General features: G+C 46.9%; 28 protein-coding genes and 1 pseudogene. 18 read left to right on the top strand and 11 right to left on the bottom strand.

Features of this window, described 5'->3' with window-relative positions:
* Nucleotides 1-26: 26 nt before the first annotated feature.
* From SB847_RS19110 to SB847_RS19100, 3 genes are all read right to left on the bottom strand, one after another.
* On the bottom strand, nt 27-218 hold the full coding sequence (locus tag SB847_RS19110) for a YfhD family protein (RefSeq protein WP_003155508.1): 192 nt from the start codon (nt 216-218) through the stop codon (nt 27-29).
* Nucleotides 219-289: 71 nt separating this feature from the next.
* Nucleotides 290-400 carry a YfhE family protein gene (locus SB847_RS19105; RefSeq protein ID WP_003155504.1) on the bottom strand — a complete coding sequence of 37 codons (111 nt, stop codon included), beginning with the start codon at nt 398-400 and terminating at the stop codon, nt 290-292.
* A gap of 57 nt (nt 401-457) precedes the next feature.
* Nucleotides 458-1,357 (bottom strand): TIGR01777 family oxidoreductase, encoded by a 900-nt coding sequence (locus SB847_RS19100; RefSeq protein WP_410565145.1) that lies wholly within the window; start codon nt 1,355-1,357, stop codon nt 458-460.
* 91 nt (nt 1,358-1,448) lie between these two features.
* Here SB847_RS19100 and recX point away from each other — a divergent pair, with 91 nt between their 5' ends.
* The 3 genes from recX (at nt 1,449) to SB847_RS19085 (ending at nt 3,899) form a co-directional block, all read left to right on the top strand.
* The gene (recX, locus tag SB847_RS19095; RefSeq protein WP_029325989.1) at nt 1,449-2,240 is read left to right on the top strand and encodes a recombination regulator RecX; all 792 of its coding nucleotides are present in this window, start codon (nt 1,449-1,451) and stop codon (nt 2,238-2,240) included.
* 6 nt (nt 2,241-2,246) lie between these two features.
* Nucleotides 2,247-2,558: a YfhH family protein gene (locus tag SB847_RS19090; RefSeq protein WP_003155501.1), complete on the top strand. Its 312-nt coding sequence runs from the start codon at nt 2,247-2,249 to the stop codon at nt 2,556-2,558.
* A gap of 147 nt (nt 2,559-2,705) precedes the next feature.
* Nucleotides 2,706-3,899 carry an MFS transporter gene (locus tag SB847_RS19085; protein WP_025284446.1) on the top strand — a complete coding sequence of 398 codons (1,194 nt, stop codon included), beginning with the start codon at nt 2,706-2,708 and terminating at the stop codon, nt 3,897-3,899.
* Nucleotides 3,900-3,938: 39 nt separating this feature from the next.
* Here SB847_RS19085 and SB847_RS19080 read toward each other — a convergent pair whose 3' ends face one another.
* From SB847_RS19080 to SB847_RS19070, 3 genes are all read right to left on the bottom strand, one after another.
* On the bottom strand, nt 3,939-4,328 hold the full coding sequence (locus SB847_RS19080; RefSeq protein ID WP_007610158.1) for a DUF2606 family protein: 390 nt from the start codon (nt 4,326-4,328) through the stop codon (nt 3,939-3,941).
* Entirely contained in the window at nt 4,291-5,202 is a 912-nt protein-coding gene (locus SB847_RS19075; RefSeq protein ID WP_265973544.1) for a trypsin-like serine peptidase, read from the bottom strand. Before SB847_RS19075 ends, SB847_RS19080 begins: the two co-directional genes overlap by 38 nt.
* Nucleotides 5,203-5,346: 144 nt before the next feature.
* Nucleotides 5,347-5,499, bottom strand: a complete 153-nt coding sequence (locus SB847_RS19070) for a small, acid-soluble spore protein K (protein ID WP_003155495.1) — start codon at nt 5,497-5,499, stop codon at nt 5,347-5,349.
* Nucleotides 5,500-5,622: 123 nt separating this feature from the next.
* Here SB847_RS19070 and SB847_RS19065 point away from each other — a divergent pair, with 123 nt between their 5' ends.
* The 6 genes from SB847_RS19065 (at nt 5,623) to SB847_RS19040 (ending at nt 11,638) form a co-directional block, all read left to right on the top strand.
* The gene (locus tag SB847_RS19065) at nt 5,623-5,892 is read left to right on the top strand and encodes a YfhJ family protein (protein WP_003155492.1); all 270 of its coding nucleotides are present in this window, start codon (nt 5,623-5,625) and stop codon (nt 5,890-5,892) included.
* 131 nt (nt 5,893-6,023) lie between these two features.
* Nucleotides 6,024-6,551 carry an SH3 domain-containing protein gene (locus tag SB847_RS19060; protein WP_044801977.1) on the top strand — a complete coding sequence of 176 codons (528 nt, stop codon included), beginning with the start codon at nt 6,024-6,026 and terminating at the stop codon, nt 6,549-6,551.
* 85 nt (nt 6,552-6,636) lie between these two features.
* Nucleotides 6,637-6,972 carry an SdpI family protein gene (locus SB847_RS19055; RefSeq protein WP_007408558.1) on the top strand — a complete coding sequence of 112 codons (336 nt, stop codon included), beginning with the start codon at nt 6,637-6,639 and terminating at the stop codon, nt 6,970-6,972.
* Nucleotides 6,965-7,825 (top strand): alpha/beta fold hydrolase, encoded by an 861-nt coding sequence (locus SB847_RS19050; protein ID WP_410565154.1) that lies wholly within the window; start codon nt 6,965-6,967, stop codon nt 7,823-7,825. The genes SB847_RS19055 and SB847_RS19050 overlap by 8 nt, the downstream gene beginning before the upstream one ends.
* 210 nt (nt 7,826-8,035) lie before the next feature.
* Nucleotides 8,036-9,016, top strand: coding sequence for a glycosyltransferase family 2 protein (locus SB847_RS19045; protein WP_032872409.1), 981 nt, complete (start codon nt 8,036-8,038; stop codon nt 9,014-9,016).
* A 36-nt stretch (nt 9,017-9,052) separates the two neighbouring features.
* Nucleotides 9,053-11,638 (top strand): YfhO family protein, encoded by a 2,586-nt coding sequence (locus SB847_RS19040; protein WP_410565157.1) that lies wholly within the window; start codon nt 9,053-9,055, stop codon nt 11,636-11,638.
* On the opposite strand, the gene SB847_RS19035 is transcribed toward SB847_RS19040, so the two are convergent.
* Complete coding sequence (locus SB847_RS19035) at nt 11,635-12,618, bottom strand: metal-dependent hydrolase (protein ID WP_003155481.1); 984 nt, start codon at nt 12,616-12,618, stop codon at nt 11,635-11,637. The two genes, SB847_RS19040 and SB847_RS19035, sit on opposite strands and share 4 nt — an antisense overlap.
* A 225-nt stretch (nt 12,619-12,843) precedes the next feature.
* Between SB847_RS19035 and mutY the strand changes: the two genes are divergently transcribed.
* The gene (mutY, locus tag SB847_RS19030) at nt 12,844-13,941 is read left to right on the top strand and encodes an A/G-specific adenine glycosylase (RefSeq protein ID WP_007408562.1); all 1,098 of its coding nucleotides are present in this window, start codon (nt 12,844-12,846) and stop codon (nt 13,939-13,941) included.
* A gap of 5 nt (nt 13,942-13,946) precedes the next feature.
* Here the strand turns inward: mutY and SB847_RS19025 are convergent, their stop codons facing one another.
* Nucleotides 13,947-14,171 (bottom strand): hypothetical protein, encoded by a 225-nt coding sequence (locus SB847_RS19025; protein ID WP_007408563.1) that lies wholly within the window; start codon nt 14,169-14,171, stop codon nt 13,947-13,949.
* Between the two features lie 81 nt (nt 14,172-14,252).
* On the opposite strand from SB847_RS19025, the gene fabL reads away from it, so the two are divergent.
* The 5 genes and pseudogenes from fabL to SB847_RS19000 all read left to right on the top strand — a co-directional run bounded on the left by fabL (nt 14,253) and on the right by SB847_RS19000 (nt 18,157).
* Nucleotides 14,253-15,005: an enoyl-[acyl-carrier-protein] reductase FabL gene (gene fabL, locus SB847_RS19020; protein ID WP_003155478.1), complete on the top strand. Its 753-nt coding sequence runs from the start codon at nt 14,253-14,255 to the stop codon at nt 15,003-15,005.
* 83 nt (nt 15,006-15,088) lie between these two features.
* A pseudogene (locus SB847_RS19015) lies at nt 15,089-15,241 on the top strand (gamma-type small acid-soluble spore protein); the annotation flags it as partial.
* Between the two features lie 159 nt (nt 15,242-15,400).
* Nucleotides 15,401-15,667: a YgaB family protein gene (locus SB847_RS19010; RefSeq protein ID WP_003155476.1), complete on the top strand. Its 267-nt coding sequence runs from the start codon at nt 15,401-15,403 to the stop codon at nt 15,665-15,667.
* A gap of 135 nt (nt 15,668-15,802) precedes the next feature.
* Nucleotides 15,803-16,333, top strand: coding sequence for a nucleoside tri-diphosphate phosphatase (gene ntdP, locus SB847_RS19005; protein WP_003155475.1), 531 nt, complete (start codon nt 15,803-15,805; stop codon nt 16,331-16,333).
* 81 nt (nt 16,334-16,414) lie between these two features.
* Complete coding sequence (locus SB847_RS19000; RefSeq protein WP_130571779.1) at nt 16,415-18,157, top strand: ABC transporter ATP-binding protein; 1,743 nt, start codon at nt 16,415-16,417, stop codon at nt 18,155-18,157.
* A 79-nt stretch (nt 18,158-18,236) separates the two neighbouring features.
* Here SB847_RS19000 and SB847_RS18995 read toward each other — a convergent pair whose 3' ends face one another.
* Together SB847_RS18995 and SB847_RS18990 are read right to left on the bottom strand one after the other, a co-directional pair.
* Nucleotides 18,237-19,301 carry an aromatic acid exporter family protein gene (locus SB847_RS18995; RefSeq protein WP_007610190.1) on the bottom strand — a complete coding sequence of 355 codons (1,065 nt, stop codon included), beginning with the start codon at nt 19,299-19,301 and terminating at the stop codon, nt 18,237-18,239.
* Between the two features lie 210 nt (nt 19,302-19,511).
* Nucleotides 19,512-20,801, bottom strand: coding sequence for a glutamate-1-semialdehyde 2,1-aminomutase (locus SB847_RS18990; RefSeq protein WP_308826586.1), 1,290 nt, complete (start codon nt 20,799-20,801; stop codon nt 19,512-19,514).
* Between the two features lie 158 nt (nt 20,802-20,959).
* On the opposite strand from SB847_RS18990, the gene bcp reads away from it, so the two are divergent.
* Nucleotides 20,960-21,433, top strand: a complete 474-nt coding sequence (gene bcp / locus SB847_RS18985; protein WP_003155466.1) for a thioredoxin-dependent thiol peroxidase — start codon at nt 20,960-20,962, stop codon at nt 21,431-21,433.
* Nucleotides 21,434-21,557: 124 nt separating this feature from the next.
* Nucleotides 21,558-21,995, top strand: coding sequence for a peroxide-responsive transcriptional repressor PerR (gene perR / locus SB847_RS18980; protein WP_003155465.1), 438 nt, complete (start codon nt 21,558-21,560; stop codon nt 21,993-21,995).
* Nucleotides 21,996-22,029: 34 nt separating this feature from the next.
* On the opposite strand, the gene SB847_RS18975 is transcribed toward perR, so the two are convergent.
* Nucleotides 22,030-22,383 (bottom strand): YgzB family protein, encoded by a 354-nt coding sequence (locus tag SB847_RS18975; RefSeq protein ID WP_007408568.1) that lies wholly within the window; start codon nt 22,381-22,383, stop codon nt 22,030-22,032.
* Nucleotides 22,384-22,585: 202 nt separating this feature from the next.
* Here SB847_RS18975 and SB847_RS18970 point away from each other — a divergent pair, with 202 nt between their 5' ends.
* Entirely contained in the window at nt 22,586-23,470 is an 885-nt protein-coding gene (locus SB847_RS18970; protein ID WP_007610197.1) for a nucleotidyltransferase-like protein, read from the top strand.
* The last annotated feature ends 212 nt before the right edge of the window (nt 23,471-23,682 follow it).

The following is a 23,682-nucleotide window of genomic DNA, read 5'->3' as shown; positions in this document are numbered from 1 at the left end:
CTCTATACAGAGGCGGGGATTTCGTATTAGCGGGTTTTGCTTTTTGCTCTGTTGTCAGCGGCTTTCATCCGCGCCTGCGCTTCACGGTCAGCGGAATCAGCAAGCTCGCTTGAATATTCCTCGTACGTGCCGTCTGTTTCGCGTTTCAAAGCATCCGGAACTTGAGGAAGTTTTTGTTTGTTTTTATCACGGTTTTTGTGAGTATGATTTCTGCCCATATCAATCGCCCCCCTGAAAAAAGTGATATCAAACAAACATAGTATCTGCCCGGTCCCGATCTTTATTCAGTTTATTTCCGTTTGGCTGCTCTTTCCGCTTTTTTGAATTCACCGGAATAAAGGACTTCCTGCATTTTTTTCAGATTGGCTCCCTGCTGATGTTTTTCGCGCTTCTTTTCCATAAAAGAAGACCCTCCTTCAAAACAGAATACCAATAGGATTGGCTTTTATTTCCGTTTTTATGCAGATAAGAGATCCTTTAAAGCCAAATCAAGTTCTTCATATGTAAATTGAAAACCGGATGTCAGCGCCTGCTCAGGCAGAGCGCGCTGGCCTTTTACGATCAGCAGGCTCATTTCTCCCAAGGCCTTCTCCAGAAAAAGTTCCGGTACGGGAATCCAATGGGGGCGGTGCAGGACGCCTGCGATCGTCTTTCCGAATTGCTTCATTTCTACGGGGTTTGGCGATGTCACATTCATGGGACCGGACAAGTCATCATGCTCCGCCGCATAAGCGATGAGTTCCGCGGCGTCATCCACATGAACCCATGACAGCCATTGCCGTCCAGAGCCGATGGTGCCGCCGGCTAACAGCTTATAAGGGAGAACCATGAGCGGCAGGGCGCCTTTTTCACCGAGCATCACACCGAATCTGGCATATACCGTCCGGATGCCGAGCGCTTCAATTTTCTGGCCTTCACGTTCCCACATATGAGCCGTATGACTGAGAAAGTCTTCATTTGACGTATCTGACTGTTCGGTGAACGTTTTTTCTGTGCTTGTGCCGTAAATGCCGACGGCGCTGGCCTGAATCAAAGCCCGGGGTTTTTTCGGCTGCTGCTTCATAATCCGTCTGACTTCTCTCGTCGCTTCTACCCGGCTTGAGATGATTTGTTCCTTCGTTGTGTCCGTCCAGCGGTCAAAGATGGATTTGCCGGCGAGGTTCACCCATACATCAATAGGAGGAAGCTCGCGCTCAGGCGCCGCGTTTTCGGCCAGCCATTGAACATATGTCACATTTTTTTGTTCGGTTTCTCTCTGTTTTCTTGATAAAATATAGACATGATGTCCCCGGCGGGTAAACACACCTGTCAGATGCCGGCCCAGAAAACCAGTGCCGCCTGTCATCGCGATATTCATATCCATCTCTCCTTACACGTTGATACATATACTGTACCTCATTTGCCAAAAAGAAAAACGCCTGAACATCGGGGCGGGAAAGGAGACCGGGATGCCGTTTATTACAAAAATATCGACCCAAAAGAAAAATACCGAGCGCTTCAACATCTTTCTTGATGAGAAATATGCATTCAGCGTCGACGCCGACGTGCTTGTGCGTTATGACCTGAAAAAAGGGAAAGAACTGGACGAGCTTGACATTCTTGAAATCCAGTACGGCGATGACGTGAAAAAAGCCTTTAACCGCGCCGTGGAATTTTTATCATACCGGATGCGCTCTGAAAAAGAAGTCCGGGATCATCTGAAGAAAAAAGAAACACCGGACATGGTCATTTCTGAAGTCATCCATAAACTGTACGATTACCGCTACTTAAATGACAAAGAATTTGCCGAAGCCTATGCGAGCACCCACAAAAAAACAAACGGCAAAGGCCCTGACGTCCTGTTCCGCGAGCTGAAAGCGAAAGGAATAGACGACGATACCATCAAGGAGACGCTCAGCGCGTTTACATTTGATGAGCAGATACAAGAAGCGCTGAAACATATCGGCAAAATCCTGAAAAAGGACAAAAAGCTGTCCACAAAAGAGATCAGACAGCGGGCGCAGATGCAGCTTCAGCGAAAAGGTTTCCCTTTCGACGTGATCAATGCCGCTCTGGAGCAGACGGAGTATGAAAATGATGATGAAGCCGAGATGGAAGCTCTGAAGGCTCATGCGGAAAAAGCGATCAGGAAATACCGCTATGACGGCAGCTATGAAAGCGGAATGAAGGTTAAACAGTACTTATTCAGAAAAGGATTCTCGATTGACGATATTGATCAATTCTTGCAGGAAGAGGAGTAAACTGAAATGGACAAACGATACAGTCAAATGACGCCTCATGAACTACAGACAGAAATTGCGGGACTGACGGAAAAAGCGCGAAAAGCTGAACAGATGGGCATTGTAAATGAACTGGCCGTGCTTGAACGGAAAATTACGATGGCCAAAGCTTACATGCTGAACCCGGAAGACTTTCGGCCCGGCGGGGTGTATCAGATAGAAGGTTCTGATGACACTTTCCGCATTGATTACATCAACGGCGTATTCGCCTGGGGACACAGATCTTCCCCGTCTGACGGGGAAGAAGCACTGCCGATTTCCGTTTTAAAAGAAAAATAATAACAAAAGAGGCCGGTTCCGGCCTCTTTTTCTTTTCGGGCACATTCGTTTCAACCTTTCAGTAAAAAATGATTGAATTCATTTTTGATATCTTTTAAGATGGAATTCGTTGTTTTTTAAATAAAAAGGAGGCGATTTACGTTGAATATCAAAATGAAACAGCCATCTGTGAAATTAATGATTTTTGTTTTAATGATCTGCACATTTTCCATCGGGTATACGGAATATGCTGTCATGGGTATTCTGACGTCGATTGCCGATGACTTTCATATACATGTATCTTCAGCGGGCATGCTTGTTACGGCGTACGCGGCAAGCGTCTGCCTGACGGGCCCGATCGTAACCATTATCGCGGTTAAGCTGCCGAGAAAACCGGTGCTGCTGGGGTTGATGGGCATCTTCGTCCTTGCCAACCTGATGAGCGTCTTTGCGCCGAACTTCGCCGTGCTGGCGATTTCCAGAATTTTATCCGCATCCATTCACGGAGCCTTTTTTGCGATCGCCATGGTGTTTGCGAGTGAAATGGTGCCGCCTGAAAAACGTTCCGCCGCCGCGGCTTCCATGAACGGCGGATTAACCGTGGCGCTGATGCTCGGTGTCCCGTTCGGCTCATATTTAGGAGATGCCCTTAACTGGCGGGCCGTCTTTTTCATTATTTCCGTTTTAGGCATGATCGGGCTGATCGGACTGATGCTGGTCGTACCGAACCGGAAACCGAAAGTGATTCCGATGCTGATGAATGAATGGAGTGTCTTTAAGCATAAACAAGTGATTTTTTCCTTTGCGATCACCATTCTCGGCTACTCAGGCGTATTTATCGCTTACACGTTTATTGAGCCGATTTTAAGAGATTCAGCGGGGTTCGGCACAGTCGGCATTACAGGCGCATTATTTGCCTACGGTCTCGGCGGAGTGGCGGGGAATTTCTTCGCGGGGAAAGTGCCGCTCAAACTGCTGACACGCACGATGATCGGTGTGATGATCGGCTTGATCGGCGTCTTGGCGATTTTCCCTTATATCGCCGTTTTTCCAGCCGCCGCGGTTTCAGCGACATTTTTATTCGGCGCATGTGCGTTCGGCACGCCGCCGCTTTTGCAGACCAAGGTTATTTCTTCCTCTGAAAACGGCACGACAATCGCCGCTGCGGTGAGCGTTTCCGCTTTTAACCTGGCAAACGCGCTCGGCGCCTGGATCGGCGGATTGATTCTCGGCGGAACGGGATCTTACTCATGGCTGTTTGCCGGCGGTGCGCTGATGACGGCTCTCGGACTTGTGCTTTCCACGTTCGCTCATCTGTCTGAGAAGAAAGATGTTTATGAATACCAAGTGCATAAAGGATAACAAAAAGCTTGCAGGGGATATTCCGCCTGCAAGCTTTTTTCAGTGTTTCAATGTAATGCTGATCACCGTATGTTTATCACTCTCAGCTAAGGAAATATTCCGGGTTTCCGGTACTCCGTCTTTTTCAAAAACGACGGCATAGGTTCCTTTCACGCCGCTTTTCCATGCAATCTCGCCGTGGTGATCAGTCTTGCCTATTATCTCTCCGCGGTCTATATTCGGCTGATGATCTGACTCCGCCGCTTTCATCACGGTGACCGTCACACCGGCCGCCGGTGAACCGTCTGCATCCTCAGCATGGAGCGTAACGGGCAGTGCTTTTTTGGCGGCGGAATCATCCGCTTTGCCGCATCCGCATAAAACGGCCGCCGCGAGAAAGAAAACAAAAGCTTTATTGATTTGACCAATATTGAATGTTGTCGAATACACTGTTTGTCACCCTTGTTCCCAGATTGTAAGACGACCCGCCGTTTGTATGAATGGCAATGGCGGTCTGGCCGGTGTCGCTGTAATTGCGGTAAACGGGCGATCCGCTCTGGCAGCCGAACGTATCTGTCGTGTAGGTGAGTTTATATGTCTCGGCAGAACGTATCGGCTTGCTGTCCGACCACATGGAACCGGACACTTTGTCGCACGGATATCCTGTCACGGTTGAGGAAAGCCCGGCCGGACTGGAACTGTTGGTCGTCCGGTAGCCGTACCAGCCGACAGTATTCCCGGGCGACCCGTTTACTTTGATTGCGCCGTAGTCGTAGTTTGTGTCACCGTTTTCTGTCCATCCTTTGACACTGTAGAATGTCTTTCCTGAATAAGAGCCGTACGGGTACGATGACCCGTTGCGGCCGGGAGCTGCCGTAATTTTCGATGCCCAGCCGTTTTTCTGATCATACACGCAATGTCCCGCCGTAACGATCGTGTCGGCATTGACAAAAAAACCGGTGCATCCGTAGGTGCTTGTGCTGCCGCTGTATGTGACGGTCAGCTGTGCTGTTGCGCGATATGGAAATGATGTTGTAGGAGAAATTCTGATTCGTTCGTCTGTTCCAATAATACTGGAAGGCTTTAATGACTTGATGTCAGCTTTGCTGTTTTGTGCAAGCTGCCTTTTGGTGAGGCCCGTTCCTTCATAAGCGGGGGATGTCTGTGTTGTTTGTACAGGCTGATTCAGATTGGCGTCAAACTCCTCACCGCTGTTTGATACAGATGTCTGCGGGCTGCCCGCTGCTTCAGCTGAAACAGCAAATAATGAAACTGACAGTAAGAATGCGGTAAGGCTCAGCAATCGTTTGGAAACTGTCTTCATTTTATAAAACCCCTCCTTTTTTGTCTACCGGCTTTCGGTTGAACATTTAACATATTATGGAATTTATTTAGCGTTATGACCGCAAAAGGATGTTTTTTTCCGCAAAAAAGAGACCGGGTCATTCCCGGTCTCTTACGGTGTGTGTTATCGTCTGCCTGAAGCTCTCATGCGCTCTTGCGGGTGCGAATTAATTGAACCGTCCGCGCGTTTAGAAGCGTAGTCATCCTTTGCCCGCGGTTCGCCTTCAAACTTATTATTGTTCTGATTAGGAAATCCTTTTGCCTTGTTCCGGACCATTTGTTTTCCCCCTCGGCCAATATCAAAAGGTTGCGCCTTCTGGACTGAAGACGTAAAGTTAGTATATGCCTGTGACAAGCTGCGTAAAAGCAGCAGGTTTTCCCAAGGAAAGGAGACAGAGACATGAATACATATATCGACAAACTGACGAATTTGCTGCTTGAGAAAAATGACATGCTCAGCTATTTGCAAGCGCGAACTTGGGTTGAGCTTTTATGGGGAGATTTCGAAGCGACTTACGCAAAAGCCGGCCGCCCGTATCAAGGAGAGCAAATGACAGAACGCGTCGTCAAGGAATGGATCGAATCATACGGCAGCAAGCTCCATATGTTCCAGAGCGTTCGGGAAGACGTTTCTCATTATTTGGATCAAAGCAGGGGTCTCCTGCATTAACATAGCAGTTCGCCCGCCGGATACCGTCCGGCGGTTTTTTCTTTTTATAAAAGAAATGGCAAAATCATGTTTGACGACCCGCGGAATGTGGAAATGTGTAATAACTTATAAAATAGCGGGGAGGAACCACAATGAACATGAAAAAGGGGTTAACCGCATTTATTCCGGCCGCAGGACTTTGCTTATTTTTAGCCGCAGGCACCGTTTTTTTTGATCCGGCAGCGAATGCCGCAGCAGTTCACCAGACAAAAATAGACACCGCAGCAGATACATATATCGTGAAAGCAGGAGAACTTAACGTCCGCAAAGAACCAAATAAACAAGGGTCGATTATCGGCACGCTTCGTTCAGAGGATTCCGTAAAGGTAAAACGGCTTCAAGGAGCAGATTGGGCTGAGATTGACTACAAAGGTCACAAAGCCTATATCTCCACACATTTTCTGATGAAGCAGCCGGTGAAGGCGGTGACGGCGAAACAAACCGCTTTTTATACGCCGACTTTGGAAACCGGCAAAAAAGGGTTCGTTAAAGCGGGTGAAACCGTCAATGTGCTCGGCTGGGGGTTCAGCCATGACGGAGGGTTTGACCGTAAATGGGCGTACGTCACATACGGCGGGAAAGCAGGTTATGTGAAAACGGCCGACTTAACTCGAAAATAAAGATTCAGGCAGGCGAATGAGCCTGCTTTTTTTCTGAAACCTTTCGCCTTTCCTTTCGTAAAAGATGAAAAGGAGAGTGACGGATATGATAATGGTAATCGGCGGCCTTCTGATGGCTGCGGCCGGCATTTTAGTCACATTTTTTCCGCCGAAGTCGATCAACAGCCTGTACGGATATCGGACGAAGCGCTCTATGGCGGATGAGTCGCAGTGGAAAGAAGGCAATCGATTCAGTGCGCTCCTCATGATTTTGTTCGGCCTTATATCGGCGGCAGCTGGATTTGCGGGCAGCCTGCTTATCCGGCTGACTCAGCCGTTCGCCCTGATCGTTCAGGCCGTATTGTTGATTGCGATCAGCGTACTGATCATCGTCTTAACAGAAAGAAGATTGAAACAAACGGGGAGGAGAATCGATGAATGACATTACGTTTCACATGATCGAAACAAACGGAGTGACGCTGCACACGGCTTCAGCCGGTCCGAAAGACGGTCCTTTGGCGGTGCTGCTGCACGGGTTTCCGGAATTCTGGTACGGCTGGAAGAGCCAGATCAAACCGCTGGCGGATGCCGGATACCATGTTGTCGTGCCTGATCAGCGCGGCTATAATCTCAGTGACAAACCGGAGGGCATTGAAAACTATACCATTGATACGCTCAGAGACGACATTATCGGGCTGATCACGCATTTTACAGATGACAAAGCCGTCGTCATCGGCCACGATTGGGGAGGAGCCGTGGCCTGGCATTTGGCATCCACGCGGCCGCAATACGTAGAAAAATTGATCGCGGTCAATATCCCGCACCCGGCGGTTATGCGGAAGGTCACACCGTTCTACCCGCCGCAGTGGAAGAAAAGCTCTTATATCGCTTTCTTTCAGCTTCCGGAAAAGCCGGAACGGAGATTGTCTGAAGACGATTACCGCGTATTGGATCACGCGATCGGCTTATCCGAACGCCCGGCGCTTTTTTCACGGGAAGATGTCGACAGCTACAAACAGGCATGGGGCAGAAAAGGAGCGCTCACGGCGATGCTGAACTGGTACCGGGCGATCAGAGCCGGCGGTTTAGGCCCTGCCGTTCCGCTTGAAATGCCCGTTCCGTACCGATTAATATGGGGCGTCAATGACCGCGCGCTGAGCAAAAAGCTCGCCAAGGAAACAAAACGGATGATTCCAAACGGCGACTTAATCTTTATAGACGATGCCTCACATTGGGTCATTCACGAAAAACCGCGCATCGTCAGCCATTTGATTCATGAATACCTTCAGCAATAAAGTCTGTCCCGCGTACAGACTTTTTCTTTTTTTTCTCATATCTGCCGAAAAACATGACAAAATATAAACCATATGCAGAAAAAATTTTCTGCCCGTGTAACAAAAAAAGGGTTTAAACGTCATTAAAAAAAGGAAAAGCCTTACTGAAGTTTTGCGGACAATTCCTTTAAGGCCGTCCTAAAAAAAGAATAATACAAAGAAGGTGCCTTCATGAAACAAAGGTTAATCTCAATTATTATTCCGTCTTACAATGAAGGGAACAATGTCAAGCTCATCCATGAATCTTTAAAAAAAGAGTTTCAGACGATTCATTATGACTATGAAATTTTCTACATCAATGACGGAAGCGCGGATGACACCCTTCAGCAGATTAAAGAACTGGCCGCCAGAAACCATCGCGTCAAATACATATCTTTTTCCCGCAACTTCGGGAAAGAAGCGGCCATTTTGGCAGGATTTGAACACGTGCAGGGCGAAGCGGTAATCGTGATGGACGCCGATCTGCAGCATCCGACCCATCTGCTGAAAGACTTCATTCAAGGCTATGAAGAAGGGTATGACCAAGTCATCGCGCAGCGCAACCGAAAAGGGGACAGCCCTGTGCGTTCCGTGCTTTCTTCCCTGTATTATAAATTTATCAATAAAGCCGTCGAAGTGGACCTGCGTGACGGGGTCGGAGATTTCCGCCTGCTGAGCCGGCAGGCCGTTGATGCCCTTTTGAAGCTGAGTGAAGGGAACCGTTTCTCGAAAGGGCTGTTCTGCTGGATCGGGTTTGACCAGAAAATCGTATTTTATGAAAATGTCGAAAGGAAGAACGGCACGTCCAAATGGTCATTCAGCAATCTGTTCAACTACGGAATGGACGGTGTCGTCTCCTTCAACAACAAGCCCCTGAGGGTATGCTTTTTCACCGGTATTCTGATATTGCTTCTGTCGATGGTTTATATTGTAACGACCTTTGTTCAGATTCTGACACACGGCGTGTCCGTACCCGGATACTTCACCATTATTTCCGCCGTGCTGTTTTTAGGGGGCATCCAGCTTTTGAGTCTCGGCATCATCGGAGAATACATCGGCCGGATTTACTATGAAACAAAAAAACGCCCGCACTATTTAATTAAAGAAGCGAATATAACATACGGAGAACAAAATGAAACGAATTATACAAAAAAGCGCAAGTGGAACCATTAAACAGCCGCCGCTGTGCGCAGGGTCTGGGGACGTTGTATGAAAAAAAATAAATGGATCTTGCCGGCAGCCTGTGTGCTGGCTGCGGCAGCCGCTCATATTTTTTTCTTGAAAGAGTGGTCGGCAGGCCGCTATATGACGGGGTCTGGAGACGGGATCGCCCAAATGGCGGTCTTCAAAAAGCTGCTGTTTGATCAATATATGAACGGCAGGCTGTTTTACAGCTATTCGTTCGGACTGGGCGGGGGAGTGTACAGTCAGCTCGGCTATTATTTCTCTACTTCTTTTCTATTCCTGTTTATCTCCGCCGCTGTTCGCTTTTTGCAGCTTATTCAGCTGACGGGTGAGGCTGATGCGCTGTTTTGGGCGCAGGCCTCTGTTTTTATCAGCATCGCCAAGCAGAGTTTCATCATTTTCACGGCGGCGTGTGTGTTCCGTTATTTCGTCAAACGGCCGGTGCCCGCTTTTGCCGGCGCCGTGTTGTACGGGGTCTCGATTATCTACTTCCGGCATGAGGTGTATTGGGACTTTTTCACTGACAGTATGGTGTGGCTGCCGTTGCTCGTGCTCGGCGCGGAAAAAATCATCAGGGAAAAAAAGCCGGCGTGGTTTATCTTCGCCTGTGCACTGACATTGATCAACAACTTTTATTTTGCGTATATTAATCTGATTTTCATCGGCATTTATATCTTATTCAGGTGGATGATTCCCCTTGAAGGCAATGAGGCGAAAAGGCTCACTCAATGCAGGATATTTATTCTGTCGGGTCTTCTCGGGTTCGGCATAAGCGCAGTTTCCTTTATTCCTGTCGTATACGGATACCTTCATAATCTGCGGCCGCCTTATTCAGAGCATATTGCTTGGCTTGATTTTTCCGACAACATTTTATTTTCTAGCCGGATTATCATCCTGCCGGCGGCTTTTTTGCTTTTTCTATTTACATTTACTTTATATAAAAACCGCTTGTTCCGGCTGTTTGCGGGAATCAGTCTGCTGTATATTCTGTTTCACTTCAGTCCATTCGCGGCAAGTGCCTTTAACGGTTTTTCAGCTCCGCAGAACAGGTTTGAATACGTCCTGTGCTTCACGATTGCCGGAACGGTTTCAGCCGGGCTTTCTAAGCTTTCAGACATCAGCATGAAGAGTATGCTGATGTCCGCCGTACTCGTCGTTCTGCTCTATTGGAGCCAGGTGAGGCGGTACAGTCTGGATATTTCTGATCACGCCAACCTGCCCGTCATCCTTCTTCTGGTGCTGAGCATAGCCGCTTTCTTTGCAGCAAAGACAAGACTGAAAGGCGCGGTGCCCGCCGTCTATGCCGTCATATTGCTTACAGCTGTGCTTACGGCTAATACATATGAAAAATATGCTTTATCAGAAGGCGGGAAGATTTATACGGTATCGCATACATTTATGACGGGTGCTGACTATAAAGGCAAAGAGCAATCGGAGCTCATTCAGCGTCTGAAAGAAAAAGACCCTGATCCGTTTGCCCGTTTAGATTGGATGAACGGTGTTTTCAATAACACCCCGATCATATACGGGTTCAACGGATTCAGCGTATACTCAAGCATACTGAACCGTAATCTGCTGTCTTTTTACTGGAACGACCTCCAGATTGACATGGGCAGAGAAAGCGTCAGCCGCTATGCGACATTAGGAAACAGGGCTAATTTATACAGCCTGCTTTACGGAAAATATTATATGACGGAAAAAACAAACGAAGCCGGCGTGCCGTACGGGTTCAAAAAAATCATGGAATCAAACCATTATGCGGTTTATCAAAATCAATATGTGCTTCCGTTCGTACGGACAGCCGATCGCGTATATAACGAGGGCGGCCTGAAAAAAGCTCCCGCCCTTGCCAGGGAACGGGCAATGCTTGACGGGATCGTCATGGAATCAAGCACAATCAACACGAAAAAAGCGCCTGAGGCGAAAAATATGATCCGCCATGCAGAGGTAGCGGCCGAACATGGCGATTATCATAACGGCATCCTGACGGTAAACGAAGACGGCGGCGGCCTGATCATTACGCCGCAAGCCGCTAAGATGGACGGCGGCGATTATTACGTCAGCTTTTATTTGAAGAATAAAGCGAAGGACCAGGGCTTTACATTAAAAGTGAACGATTACACGACAACGAGAAAATCGAATCAATCCATTTACAAAACAGGTGTCAACGATCTTACTGTGAGAGTGCCGAAAACAAAAAACATCCAAATCCGTCTGCCGAAAGGGTCGTATCAGCTTGACAGACTGGCGCTTTACGAAGAACGGTACGATACGCTGAAAAGCGCATACCGAAAAGCGGAAAAAGAACCGCCGGCCGATCTCAGCTGGCGCGGAAATACGCTTCATATCTCGTATGAAAACAAAACCCGCGCGCCGTATATCATGCTTCCGATTCCATATGAAAAAGGCTGGGAGCTGAAGATAAACGGCAGACAGGAGCAGATTGAAAAAGCGGATTATTCCTTTATCGGATTTAAAGCGCAAAAAGGAAAAAACGATATTCAATTAACGTATTACCCGCCGTTTTTTAAACCCGCGGCCGCTCTATCGGTGATCAGCCTCGTGTTTGCGGCTATATATGTGAGAAGACAAAAAAAGCCCGGCTCTTAAACAGAGCCGAGCTTTAATTTTTTCTGCAGTTTTTCCTCGCTGAAAATCCAGCCCGTGTAAGAAGAGAGAAGCTCTAAATCATGACTGAGGTGGACGATGGCGACAAAAGGATAGTGGCCTTTGCTCCGGTAGCGCAAATCAATAAAGCGCACCTCATAATGATCTTTAAAGGTATCGACCTCCCACCTGTAAACGGGGGAAAATGAAAGAAAGGCTGCAATATTTTCGTCCTGTTTCGCGGCCTTCATCACATCGGTTTCCGGAACGGGCACGCGGTTGAATGTATCCAATATCACGACATGGCCGTCAAGGCTTCTGCCGACATAAAAGGCATGCGCCGTCGTCACGGCGATACGCCACTGCCTGAATTTCATCGTCGGCGAAATAATGATGGTTTCAATCTCCTCTTCAATCATTTCGCGCAGCCTTCGCTTTATCCGCAGCTGCATCAAAAAACGGACGGCGTAATATCCTGCGAGGATGATATAAAGCATCAGAAAGGTCACGCCCGGATGACCTCCGATATACCACACAGCAATCGCGGCCAAATGGCTGACGAAAATAAACGGATCAAAGGTATTGATTAAACCGAGAGCGATCCACTTTCTCGAAAACGGGCGGATGGCCTGTGTGCCGTACGCGTTAAAAATGTCAACAAACACATGCAACACGACAGCGAGGAGCGTCCACAGCCACAGGTGCAAAAAGTTCGCTTCCGGATAAAACATAAACAAAATACCCGGAATCAGAACGGACCAAAATAAAACGGCGGGAATGGAGTGCGTGAACCCTCTATGATTTCGAATATAAACGGCATTATTTTTCAGTTTCAATATGGTATCAATATCAGGTGCCTGAGAGCCGGCAAGAGCGGCGATCATAACTGCCTGAGACATGGGGGTGTGCATGCCGACGGCAGGATCAAGAGTTGCGATTCCGCCAAGCGCGATACCCATGACAACGTGAGTGCCAGTATCCATTGTTGACCTCCTAGCAGGCGTTAACAATCAGTCGCCCGCATATTTCGCATTATAAGATATTCCCCATTTTCTGTTTGCCCAATCATGGCGTTTATCCGCCGTTCTCATATGTTTCCGCTTTTTCTTTATCACTATTTAATGTAACATATTATCGTAACGTGCCCTAAGTTTACACCAAAATACGGTGTCAAGAAAAGCGGAACCCGAAACATCTGAGGAGAAGATATGAACGCACTTGAAGAAAAAATGAAACAAAAAGATATAGACAAATTTCGCGAGGACTTAATTACATGGTTCGAAAGAGAACAGAGAATTCTGCCGTGGAGAGAAAATCAGGACCCGTATCGGGTGTGGGTGTCAGAGGTGATGCTGCAGCAGACGCGCGTAGATACCGTCATTCCTTATTTCCGGCGGTTTGTTGAGCAATTTCCGACCGTTTCAGCGCTCGCTGAAGCCGATGAGGAAAAAGTGCTCAAAGCCTGGGAAGGGCTAGGTTATTACTCCCGTGTAAGAAATCTGCAAAGCGCCGTAAAAGAAGTGCATGAGCGATACGGGGGAGTCGTCCCTGCCGAGGAAAAGGAATTTGGCGGACTGAAAGGCGTCGGCCCTTATACAAAAGGCGCCGTGCTCAGCATCGCATACAACAAACCGATTCCCGCCGTAGACGGTAATGTGATGCGTGTCATGTCGAGAATTCTTTCCATATGGGACGATATCGCAAAACCTAAAACCAGAACCATTTTCGAACAGGCGGTATCAGCTTTCATTTCTCATGAAAAACCATCTGAATTCAATCAGGGTTTAATGGAGCTCGGCGCGATCATCTGCACCCCGAAATCGCCGTCCTGCCTGCTTTGCCCCGTACAAAAGCACTGCTCGGCATTTGCGGAAGGGACAGAGCGGGAGCTGCCCGTTAAAAGCAAAAAGAAAAAGCCCGGAATAAAAACAATGGCAGCCGTTGTGCTGACAGACGATCAAGGCGATGTCTATATTCATAAACGGCCGCCAAAAGGCTTGCTCGCCAACTTGTGGGAGTTTCCGAATACCGAAACCCAGAAAGGAATCAAAACCGAAAGAGAGCAGCTTGAAGCCTATTTAGAAAAAGAGATGGGAACAACCGCTGAAATCGGGGAGCTGGAAGGCATCGTAGAACATGTTTTCACCCATCTCGTCTGGAATATTTCGGTCTTTTTCGGTAAAGTAAAACAAGTGTCGGATACAACGGAATTCATACGGGTCACAAAAGAGGAGCTCGAGGAATACGCATTTCCCGTTTCCCATCAAAAGATATGGAAAATGGCGGAAGAAAGCGGCCGCCTGTAAAAGCGTCAGTCATAGCTGACGCGAGTGCCGTGGCCGTAATCCGCTTCATTCCGTTTCAGTCCGCCGCGGGCTTCGATTTCCTGAATCAGTTCCCGGTATTTGGACTGGCCTTCTTCGTTTAAATACGGCATAATTTGCTGGAAGGCATGATGGAAATAGGCGAGCTCTGAATCTCTCCAATCTTTTTTGGGCATCATGGCCAATTCGCCCATATCACGTCCGACATACATATAAAAGACCCCTTTCAACACATATTGCTTTTATTGTTTGTTGAATGAAAAGAACTATACACAGCAAGGAGCTGAGGAAAAATGGAACAAAATAAATGCGCACTGATCACGGGAAGCAGCCGCGGCGTCGGGAAAGCAGCCGCCATCAGACTCGCGGAAAAAGGATACAACATCGTCATCAATTACGCCCGCAGTAAAAAAGCGGCATTAGAAACCGCCGAAGAAATTGAAAAACTCGGCGTGAAAACGCTCGTCATTAAAGCCAATGTCGGCCAGCCGGCAAAAATCAAAGACATGTTCCGCCAGATTGACGAAACATTCGGCAGACTGGACGTGTTCGTCAATAACGCGGCTTCAGGCGTGCTGAGACCGGTTATGGAACTTGAAGAAACACACTGGGACTGGACGATGAATATCAATGCGAAAGCATTGCTTTTCTGCGCCCAGGAAGCGGCAAAGATGATGGAGAAAAACGGAGGCGGCCACATCGTCAGCATCAGCTCGCTAGGCAGCATCCGCTATCTTGAAAACTATACGACGGTCGGTGTCTCAAAAGCCGCTTTAGAATCGTTAACCCGTTATCTGGCGGTTGAGCTGTCTCCAAAAAATATCATCGTAAACGCGGTGTCAGGCGGAGCGATTGATACGGACGCGCTGAAGCATTTCCCTAACAGAGATGAACTGCTGGAAGATGCCCGCCAAAATACGCCGGCCGGCAGAATGGTCGAAATTAAAGATATGATCGATACGGTGGAGTTTTTAGTTTCTTCAAAAGCGGACATGATCCGCGGCCAGACTATCATAATTGACGGCGGACGCTCTCTGCTCGTATAAGTTTTAAAAAAGATGAATAGCCTTATCATCTCCTGCGCATTCTAAAGTGCGTGGAGGTGATAACAATGGCAAACTCAAAATTCAGCAAAACAGACGTTCAGCAGGTGAAAAGACAAAACCAGCAATCAGCTTCCGGTCAGGGTCAATTCGGCACTGAATTCGCCAGTGAAACTGATGCGCAGCAGGTTAGAAAGCAAAACCAATCTGCTGAACAAAACAAACAGCAAAACAGCTAATCACTGAAACGAAAAAGCACTTCATCTTCGGATGGAAGTGCTTTTTTTGTTGCCGAAACGACAAAACTTGTGATTCCTCTACAGAATGAGTCAAAGGGTTTTCCGGCGGAAAATCGAAATGGTAAGGAGTATCAACCTAAAAGCCTAAGGAGGAACCCGATGTCAGAGTTTGAAAAGCTTGTAAGTGAACAGATGAAAATCATGGATCAGCTTCTCGAGCTGCAGTCAGAACTTGACCGCTGCCGGCAGGTGGAAGCGGAACTCATCAGTCTGGAAAGAGATGCAAAGCTGGACAATGTACAGGACGAAATTGCGACAAAGCGAAAAGACCTGGCCGGCATACAGGAGTTATTCCAAAGGCAGACAGAGCAAGTCATCCAGTCTTATCGCAGCACGGAAAAGCCGTCTTCCTATGTGCAGAAATGAATGTGCCATTCCGGAAGCGGAGTGGTTCTTTTATTTTCATTTTTTAATTCGTAACGTTATAATAGTGAAAAGACTTGTCGGAAAGCAATTGCGGCTGCATTGACTGCAGGGCTTTACAGAAAGTAGGGGAGAAATATGGGATATCCCAAGGAAGGAGAAACCATTCAAATTCACAGCTATAAGCATAACGGGCTGCTTCATCGAATTTGGAATGAAACGACGATTTTAAAAAGTACGGAATTGTGTATCATCGGAGCCAACGACCGGACAATGGTGACGGAATCCGACGGACGGACGTGGGTGACGAGAGAACCGGCGATCTGCTACTTTCATGCCCGTCAGTGGTTTAACGTCATCGGAATGCTGAGAGATGACGGGGTGCACTATTATTGCAACATCAGCTCGCCGTTCGCTTATGACGGAGAGGCCATCAAATATATTGATTACGATTTGGATGTCAAGGTGTTTCCGGATATGACGTATAACATTCTTGACGAGGATGAATACGATGACCACCGCAAATCAATGAATTACCCTAAAGAGATCGACAGTATTCTGAAGGAGTATCTGAATACGCTGCTGCACTGGATTCATCAGCGGAAAGGACCGTTTGCTCCGGAATTTGTTGATATGTGGTATGAACGGTATCTGCGCTATACAAAATAAAGATACAATAAAAAACCTGTTGGGGTGTCAACAGGTTTTTCACATGGGCTCACACGCCTTAAAGAGAGAGGGGGATAAAGTGTGGGCGTAATCAGACGCTATATGCAATTTGTAAAACCTTATAAAAAACAAATTTTTATCACAGTGTTAATCGGCATCATAAAATTCTCCATCCCGCTGGCTCTCCCGCTTCTGTTAAAATACGTGGTCGATGACATTATTCAAGGGAGCGGAACGGCAAGCGCTAAAACATCATCGCTATTCACGATAATGGGCATCATGTTCGTGCTGTTTTTAATTCTGCGTCCCCCGGTAGAGTACTATCGGCAATACTTCGCGCAATGGACGGGCAGCCGGGTGCTCTATGATATCAGGGGAGTATTGTTTGACCATATTCAAAAATTGAGCCTGAGGTTTTATGCCAACACGAGAACGGGCGAAGTCATTTCCCGGGTGATAAATGATGTCGAACAGACAAAAGACTTTGTCATAACGGGACTGATGAATATCTGGCTTGATATGATGACGGTGCTGATCGTCATCTGCATTATGTTTACACTCGATGTTAAGCTGACATTGATATCTGTCATTTTGTTTCCGTTATACGGAATTTCAGTGAAATACTTTTACGGCCGTCTCCGAAAACTGACACGTGAGCGTTCTCAGGCACTCGCCCAAGTTCAAGGACATTTGCACGAAAGAGTTCAGGGGATGCCCGTTATCAGAAGTTTCGCCATTGAAGATTATGAACAAGCCAATTTTGATGAAAAAAACGGACATTTTCTGGACAGAGCGATCCGTCATACGAATTGGAACGCAAAAACGTTCGCAGTCGTGAATACCATTACGGATTTGGCACCGCTGCTCGTTATCGCGTTTGCGGGTTATTTTGTCATAAACGGCCCGCTGACGGTAGGGACGATGGTTGCGTTCGTCGGCTATATTGACAGAATGTACAATCCGGTCAGAAGATTGATCAACTCATCGACGACGCTGACCCAGTCGATCGCTTCAATGGATCGCATATTTGAATTTATCGACGAGCCGTATGAACTGACTGATAAACCGAATGCACTAAAAGCTGACGACATTAAGGGCGAAGTCGAATTCCGAAATGTCTCGTTCCGTTATGAGGAAGGAAAAGAAACGATTTTGCAGAACGTTTCCTTAAAGGTGACAAAAGGGGAAACCGTCGCGCTCGTCGGGATGAGCGGCGGCGGAAAATCGACGCTTGTCAGCCTCATACCGCGTTTTTATGATGTATCCGGCGGCAGCCTGCTGATTGACGGAACGGATATTCGCGAGTATGAAGCGAGAAGCCTCCGCAATCAAGTCGGAATGGTGCTTCAGGATACGTTTCTGTTCAGTGAGACGATTCGTGAAAATATCGCCATCGGTAAACCGGGAGCGTCTCTGGATGAGGTGGTTGCGGCTGCGAAAGCGGCAAATGCCCATGAATTTATTATGAACTTCCCCGAAGGCTACGAAACCAAAGTCGGCGAACGGGGCGTCAAATTGTCAGGCGGGCAGAAACAGCGGATTTCCATCGCGCGTGTATTCTTGAAAAATCCGCCGCTGTTAATCTTGGATGAAGCGACATCGGCTCTTGATCTTGAAAGTGAACACTACATTCAGGAAGCGATGGAAAAGCTTGCGAAAAACCGGACGACATTTATCGTCGCCCACAGGCTGTCCACGATTACGCACGCGGATAAAATTGTCGTCATGGAAAACGGCGCCGTCGTCGAAACCGGCACGCACGAGGAATTAATGGCCCAAGGCGGCCAGTACAGACACTTATTTACGATTCAGAATTTGAACTGATACAAAAACTTATGCCGTCCGAATGGGCGGCATAAGTTTTTTTGAATGCAAAAAAACCCGGTTTTACGGAAGCACCGGGTTACTCTTCGTCTGTTTCTAATTCGCTGTCTTTCGGGTGGTATGTCTGAAAACTCGTAATTAATGTATCGAGATGCTCCAGCTGCTCGCGGTATTCCGCAACCGCAGCCATAATGCTGAGCATATTGTAATCAAGCAGTTCATCCTCGCAGTTCTGCTGATTTTTCAAGAAAGACTTCGTCAAAAGCTGTTTATATCTTATGCTTTCTTCAGCATCGTCATCATGCGGTTTGATCTTGCCGACCGTCCGCATCAGAATCCTTTCGTGCCAATGAAGCAGATAATCAATTTCTTCTGTCAGCGTCTCCTGAAATTCCTCCGGCATATGATAAATCTCGTTTTCATAGCGGTGCAGCTTTTTCAGCGTATCAAGCGCCCGATTTGCCGTAATAATCGCCTGTCTGAATAAAACAAGCTTGCGCGACTTTACATACGTCGTTTTCTTAAAGTAGCTTCTCTCCTCTTTATAAAGAAGGTACGTATGATCAAGCTTCATCATCTTTTCCTTCAGCTTCTCAATATCCTCTTTCAATATCGAGTGTTCCGTGGACTGGCGCATCGTCAGCCTGATCCATTTCATGATCTCATCGGTATATTCAACCGTATGATGAGTCAGCTTCGTTTCGTATTTCGGCGGAAGAAACACAAGGTTCACAATAAAAGAAGACAGCACGCCTAAAATAACGGTGCTTGTTCGTATCAGAGCGAACGTCAGGAAGCTGTTTCCCGGTGTTTCTAAAATTGCGATAACCGTCACGAGCGCAATCGAAATGGTGTGTTCAATTTTCAGTTTTAACATGATCGTGATGACAATCACTGCGGTCAATCCGATCATAATCGGACTCGGTCCGAAAATCAGTCCGAATGCCGTAGCGATGACAGCGCCGATGATATTTGCCTGAACCTGATCAATAATAATGAGAAAAGACCTGTAAATAGAGGGCTGTATGGCAAATATAGCTGCAATCCCGGCAAAGATCGGCGACGGAAGTCCGATCCATGATGCTAAGTAGAGCGCGAGCGTAATCGCAATCCCTGTTTTAAAAATGCGGGCACCAAGTTTCATTGGTTTGTGCGTGCATTCCTTTCTCTAATAAATTATGTGCCGAACGAACGGCTGACACTTACATTTCCCTGTCGGCTGATTTGCTAAACAATAAAGTAATATACAGGGATCATACCAATTATTCAAGGTCTTTTTTTTGAAAAAACCATTATCTCACAAATCGGACAAAAAGAACAAGCGGAAGCCCCGGGCTCCCGCTTGTTTCAGCAGTTATTTTTTCATATGTCTGAACGCATCTTCAACGGCTTGTAAAGTGGCGTCGATATCCTCTACAGTATGTGCGGTTGTGATAAACCAAGCTTCATACTTCGATGGAGCGAGATTGATGCCGCGCTCAAGCATCAGCTTGAAGAATTTGGCGAATGCTTCTCCGTCCGTATTTTCCGCCTGCTCGTAATTGACGATCTTTTCATCAGTGAAGTAAACCGTGAGCGCGCCTTTTAAACGGTTGACGGTGATGGTAATGCCATGTGTCTCCGCATGGGCGAGAATGCCTTGCTCAAGTCTGGCGCCGAGCTCATCAAGCCGCTCATAAACGCCTTCTTCCTTCAGCACTTCCAGGCAGGCGATGCCTGATAGGATAGATGCCGGGTTTCCGGCCATCGTGCCGGCTTGATATGCCGGGCCGAGCGGAGCAACCTGCTCCATGATCTCTTTTTTGCCTCCGTAAGCGCCGATCGGCAAGCCGCCCCCGATAATTTTACCGAGCGCCGTTAAATCAGGCTTCACTTGAAGAAGATCCTGCGCGCCTCCGTACATAAAACGGAACGCCGTGATCACTTCATCATAAATGACGAGCGCACCCGCTTTATGGGTCAATTCATTTACCTGTTCTAAAAATCCTTCTTCAGGTTCAACGATGCCGAAGTTGCCGACGATCGGCTCGACGAGAACCGCTGCAATTTCCGAACCCCATTTATCCAGCGCGGCTTTGTAGCTTTCAATGTCATTGAAAGGAACGGTAATCACCTCATTGGCGATGCTTTTCGGCACGCCGGCGGAATCAGGGGTGCCGAGCGTAGACGGACCGGAACCCGCAGCGACAAGTACGAGATCAGAATGGCCGTGATAGCAGCCTGCGAATTTAATGATTTTTGTCCTGCCTGTATAAGCGCGTGCAACCCGGATCGTTGTCATTACCGCTTCAGTGCCTGAGTTTACGAATCGTACTTTATCAAGTGAAGGAATGGCCTCCTTCAGCATTTTGGCGAAAGTGACCTCATGTTTGGTCGGCGTCCCGTACAGCACGCCGTTTTCAGCCGCTGTTTTAATCGCTTCAGTAATATGCGGATGGGCATGTCCGGTAATAATCGGGCCGTAAGCCGCTAAATAATCGATATACTGATTCCCGTCTACATCCCAGAAATAAGCGCCGTTCGCTTTTTCCATCGCAACGGGTGAACCGCCGCCTACCGCTTTATAGGATCTGGACGGGCTGTTCACGCCTCCGACGATATGCTCTAACGCTTCCTTATGAAGTTCAACTGATTTTGTATACAAAAAATGACCCTCCTAATATCTCCTTACATCATGTTCTATTGTAGCATGCTTCATTGCGAGCACAACGGGTTCATGCTTCCAGAAAAGAGCGGGGGGATAACGGTTGTAATCTTAACGTGAATTGGATACGCTTAATAAAAAACCCGGAGGTATAAGAAATGACGATTGAAATCGGACAAACAGCACCGGATATGAAATTAGTGAATGACAGCGGGGAAGAAGTAGCATTGACGGATTTTAAAGGGAAGTACGTCGTTCTCTATTTTTATCCGAAAGACATGACACCCGGATGCACGACGGAAGCATGTGATTTCCGTGATCAGCACGAAAGTTTCGCGGGGCTTGATGCGGTTATTATCGGAGTAAGCCCTGACAGCCGTGATAAACATGAAAAATTTAAGCAAAAACACGATCTTCCTTTCCAGCTCCTCGTTGATGATGAGCACAAATTGGCGGAAGCTTTTGATGTGTGGAAGCTGAAGAAGAATTTTGGGAAAGAATATATGGGTATCGAGCGATCCACTTTTTTGTTAGACAAAGAAGGCCGTCTTGTGAAGGAGTGGAGAAAGGTAAAAGTGAAAGATCACGTTGCCGAGGCGCTTCGAGAATTGGAACAAATTGCGTCTAATTAATGGACAAATGCTGAACTCACGGGGTTTTCTTCAGATTACATTTGACAGGAGACCGGAAAAAGATGTACACTAATTATAAACATTATAAAGTAAGAATCTTTTTTAGAAGAGAGGTGCATGACGGATGGCTGCACATGAATTAAAAGAAGCCTTAGACACGTTGAAGGATACGGGAGTCCGGATTACTCCTCAACGTCATGCCATTCTGGAATATCTCGTGGATTCTATGGCGCATCCGACAGCGGACGATATATATAAAGCTTTGGAAGGGAAATTCCCTAATATGAGTGTTGCGACAGTGTATAACAATTTGCGTGTATTCCGGGAAGCGGGGCTTGTAAAGGAACTGACGTACGGAGATGCGTCCAGCAGGTTTGACTTTGTCACCTCTGACCATTATCACGCCATTTGTGAAAGCTGCGGAAAAATCGTAGACTTCCATTATCCCGGGCTTGACGAAGTAGAACAGCTTGCGGCTCACGTCACGGGGTTTAAGGTAAGCCACCACCGTTTGGAGATTTACGGCGTCTGCCAAGAATGTTCCAAAAAAGAAAACCACTAAACGAAGCTGACCGCTTTGATACGGTCAGCTTCGTTTATTTTACACTGTTTTTTCTGTTATAAGACTCATCGAACGCTTTGCCTTCCAATCCTTTATCCAATGTGAGCGGCTCTCTGCAATGCATGCACATATCCACTCTGCCCAGAATCTTCGTTTCTTTCTCGCAAGCGGGGCACATCACCCGGACCGCTTTTGTGGACAGCATGCCGATCCAAAAATAAACGGCGGTGCTGAGCCCGATCGACAGCAGGCCGAGAATCATAAACAAGCTGGCAAGCAAAACAGACTGCTTAAAGAACAGCCCGATGTACATAATGATAAACCCAACGAAAACCAAACTTAACGCAAACGTTCTGATCTTATTAATTTTGCTTGAGTATTTCGCCATGGCCATCCCCCTCTCGTTTAACTATAGCACAAAACAGATGGCATATTCTTCATGTTTTCGTAAGAAAAGGGAAGAATAAATATGGCACCTGAAAGGAAATTTGTTATAATAGTGCAATGTGTTTAGAAAAAAGGACTTTCATGTTTTATCATAGAAATGTAGAAACAATAGCTAGTGAAACAATCGCATTGGAGGAATCGTAATGGACAATCTTCTCCGTCCAATTTACCAAGAAAGAGCAAGTCATCCCGATACGCTGGCCGTCCTTATGATTGAGAGAAGGAGTAAAGCATCATCCATCACGGATAACTTTGATGCGGTCATGCTTGTCATTGTCAAACAGGCTGATGAACCTCTTTTTATAAAGCATTATGAATTCGAACAAAAAACCGCTTCTTTACATATTGTAACGGATGCTCTGCTTCAGGAATGGATTCTGCTTGGGACCAATAGAAGAGTCATAGATTGGATCATCAACGGCAAAGTGCTGTTTGACCGCAATGAATATATATCTGAACTCAATGACCGGCTCAGCACTTTTCCTTTCGCCGAGCGGAAATTAAAGATCGGAATGGAATACGGCAAGCTGATCAGAAGATTTGTAGAAGGAAAAGCGTTTTTTGAAGCTGATCATTTTCTGGATGCATATTATGCGGTAGTGCATGCTCTTCACCACTTGGCCCGCATAGAAGTGATTGACCGGGGATTTTATCCCGAAACGACAGTCTGGAACCAGGTCCGTCACATTGAGCCGCAGGTATATAAGCTATATTCCGAACTTGTCGAGAGTCACGAAAGTTTGGAGAAAAGGCTCGAATTATTATTCTTAGCAAATGATTTTCTCATCCATTCAAAAGCTGAAATCGGTTCTGCGCATCTTTTTCAAGTGATGAAAGAAAAAGAAATGTGGCAGTTTGGAGAATTGCTTCAGCACCCTGAACTGGTGCACTTCACCCAAGATCTTGGTGTCATGCTTGATTACCTGACGGAAAAAGGCTTTGTTGAAGTATCTCAAATAGAGACCAAAGGGCAGGAAGTATATCATCGAGGATATTCTTTCAAAAAAAGTGTTGACGCTGAATTATAGGCATGGTATATTATTAAACGTCGCTGATGCGCTTCAACAAAAAGCTCACAGCGGCGGAGAAATAAAAACAAAAAAACATTTGACAGCAACTCGCTGAAATGTTATACTGAAAAAGTCGCCCCGAGATGAGGTTGAAATGATCTTTGAAAACTAAACAAGACAAAACGTACCTGTTAATTCAAAGTTTTAAATAAATCGCACAGCGATGTGCG

The organism is Bacillus sp. SIMBA_026 (assembly GCF_046535335.1).
Classification (GTDB): Bacteria; Bacillota; Bacilli; order Bacillales; family Bacillaceae; genus Bacillus; species Bacillus velezensis.
Note: the sequence above shows the minus strand (reverse complement) of the source record. Positions and strands in the feature narration are given on the sequence as shown.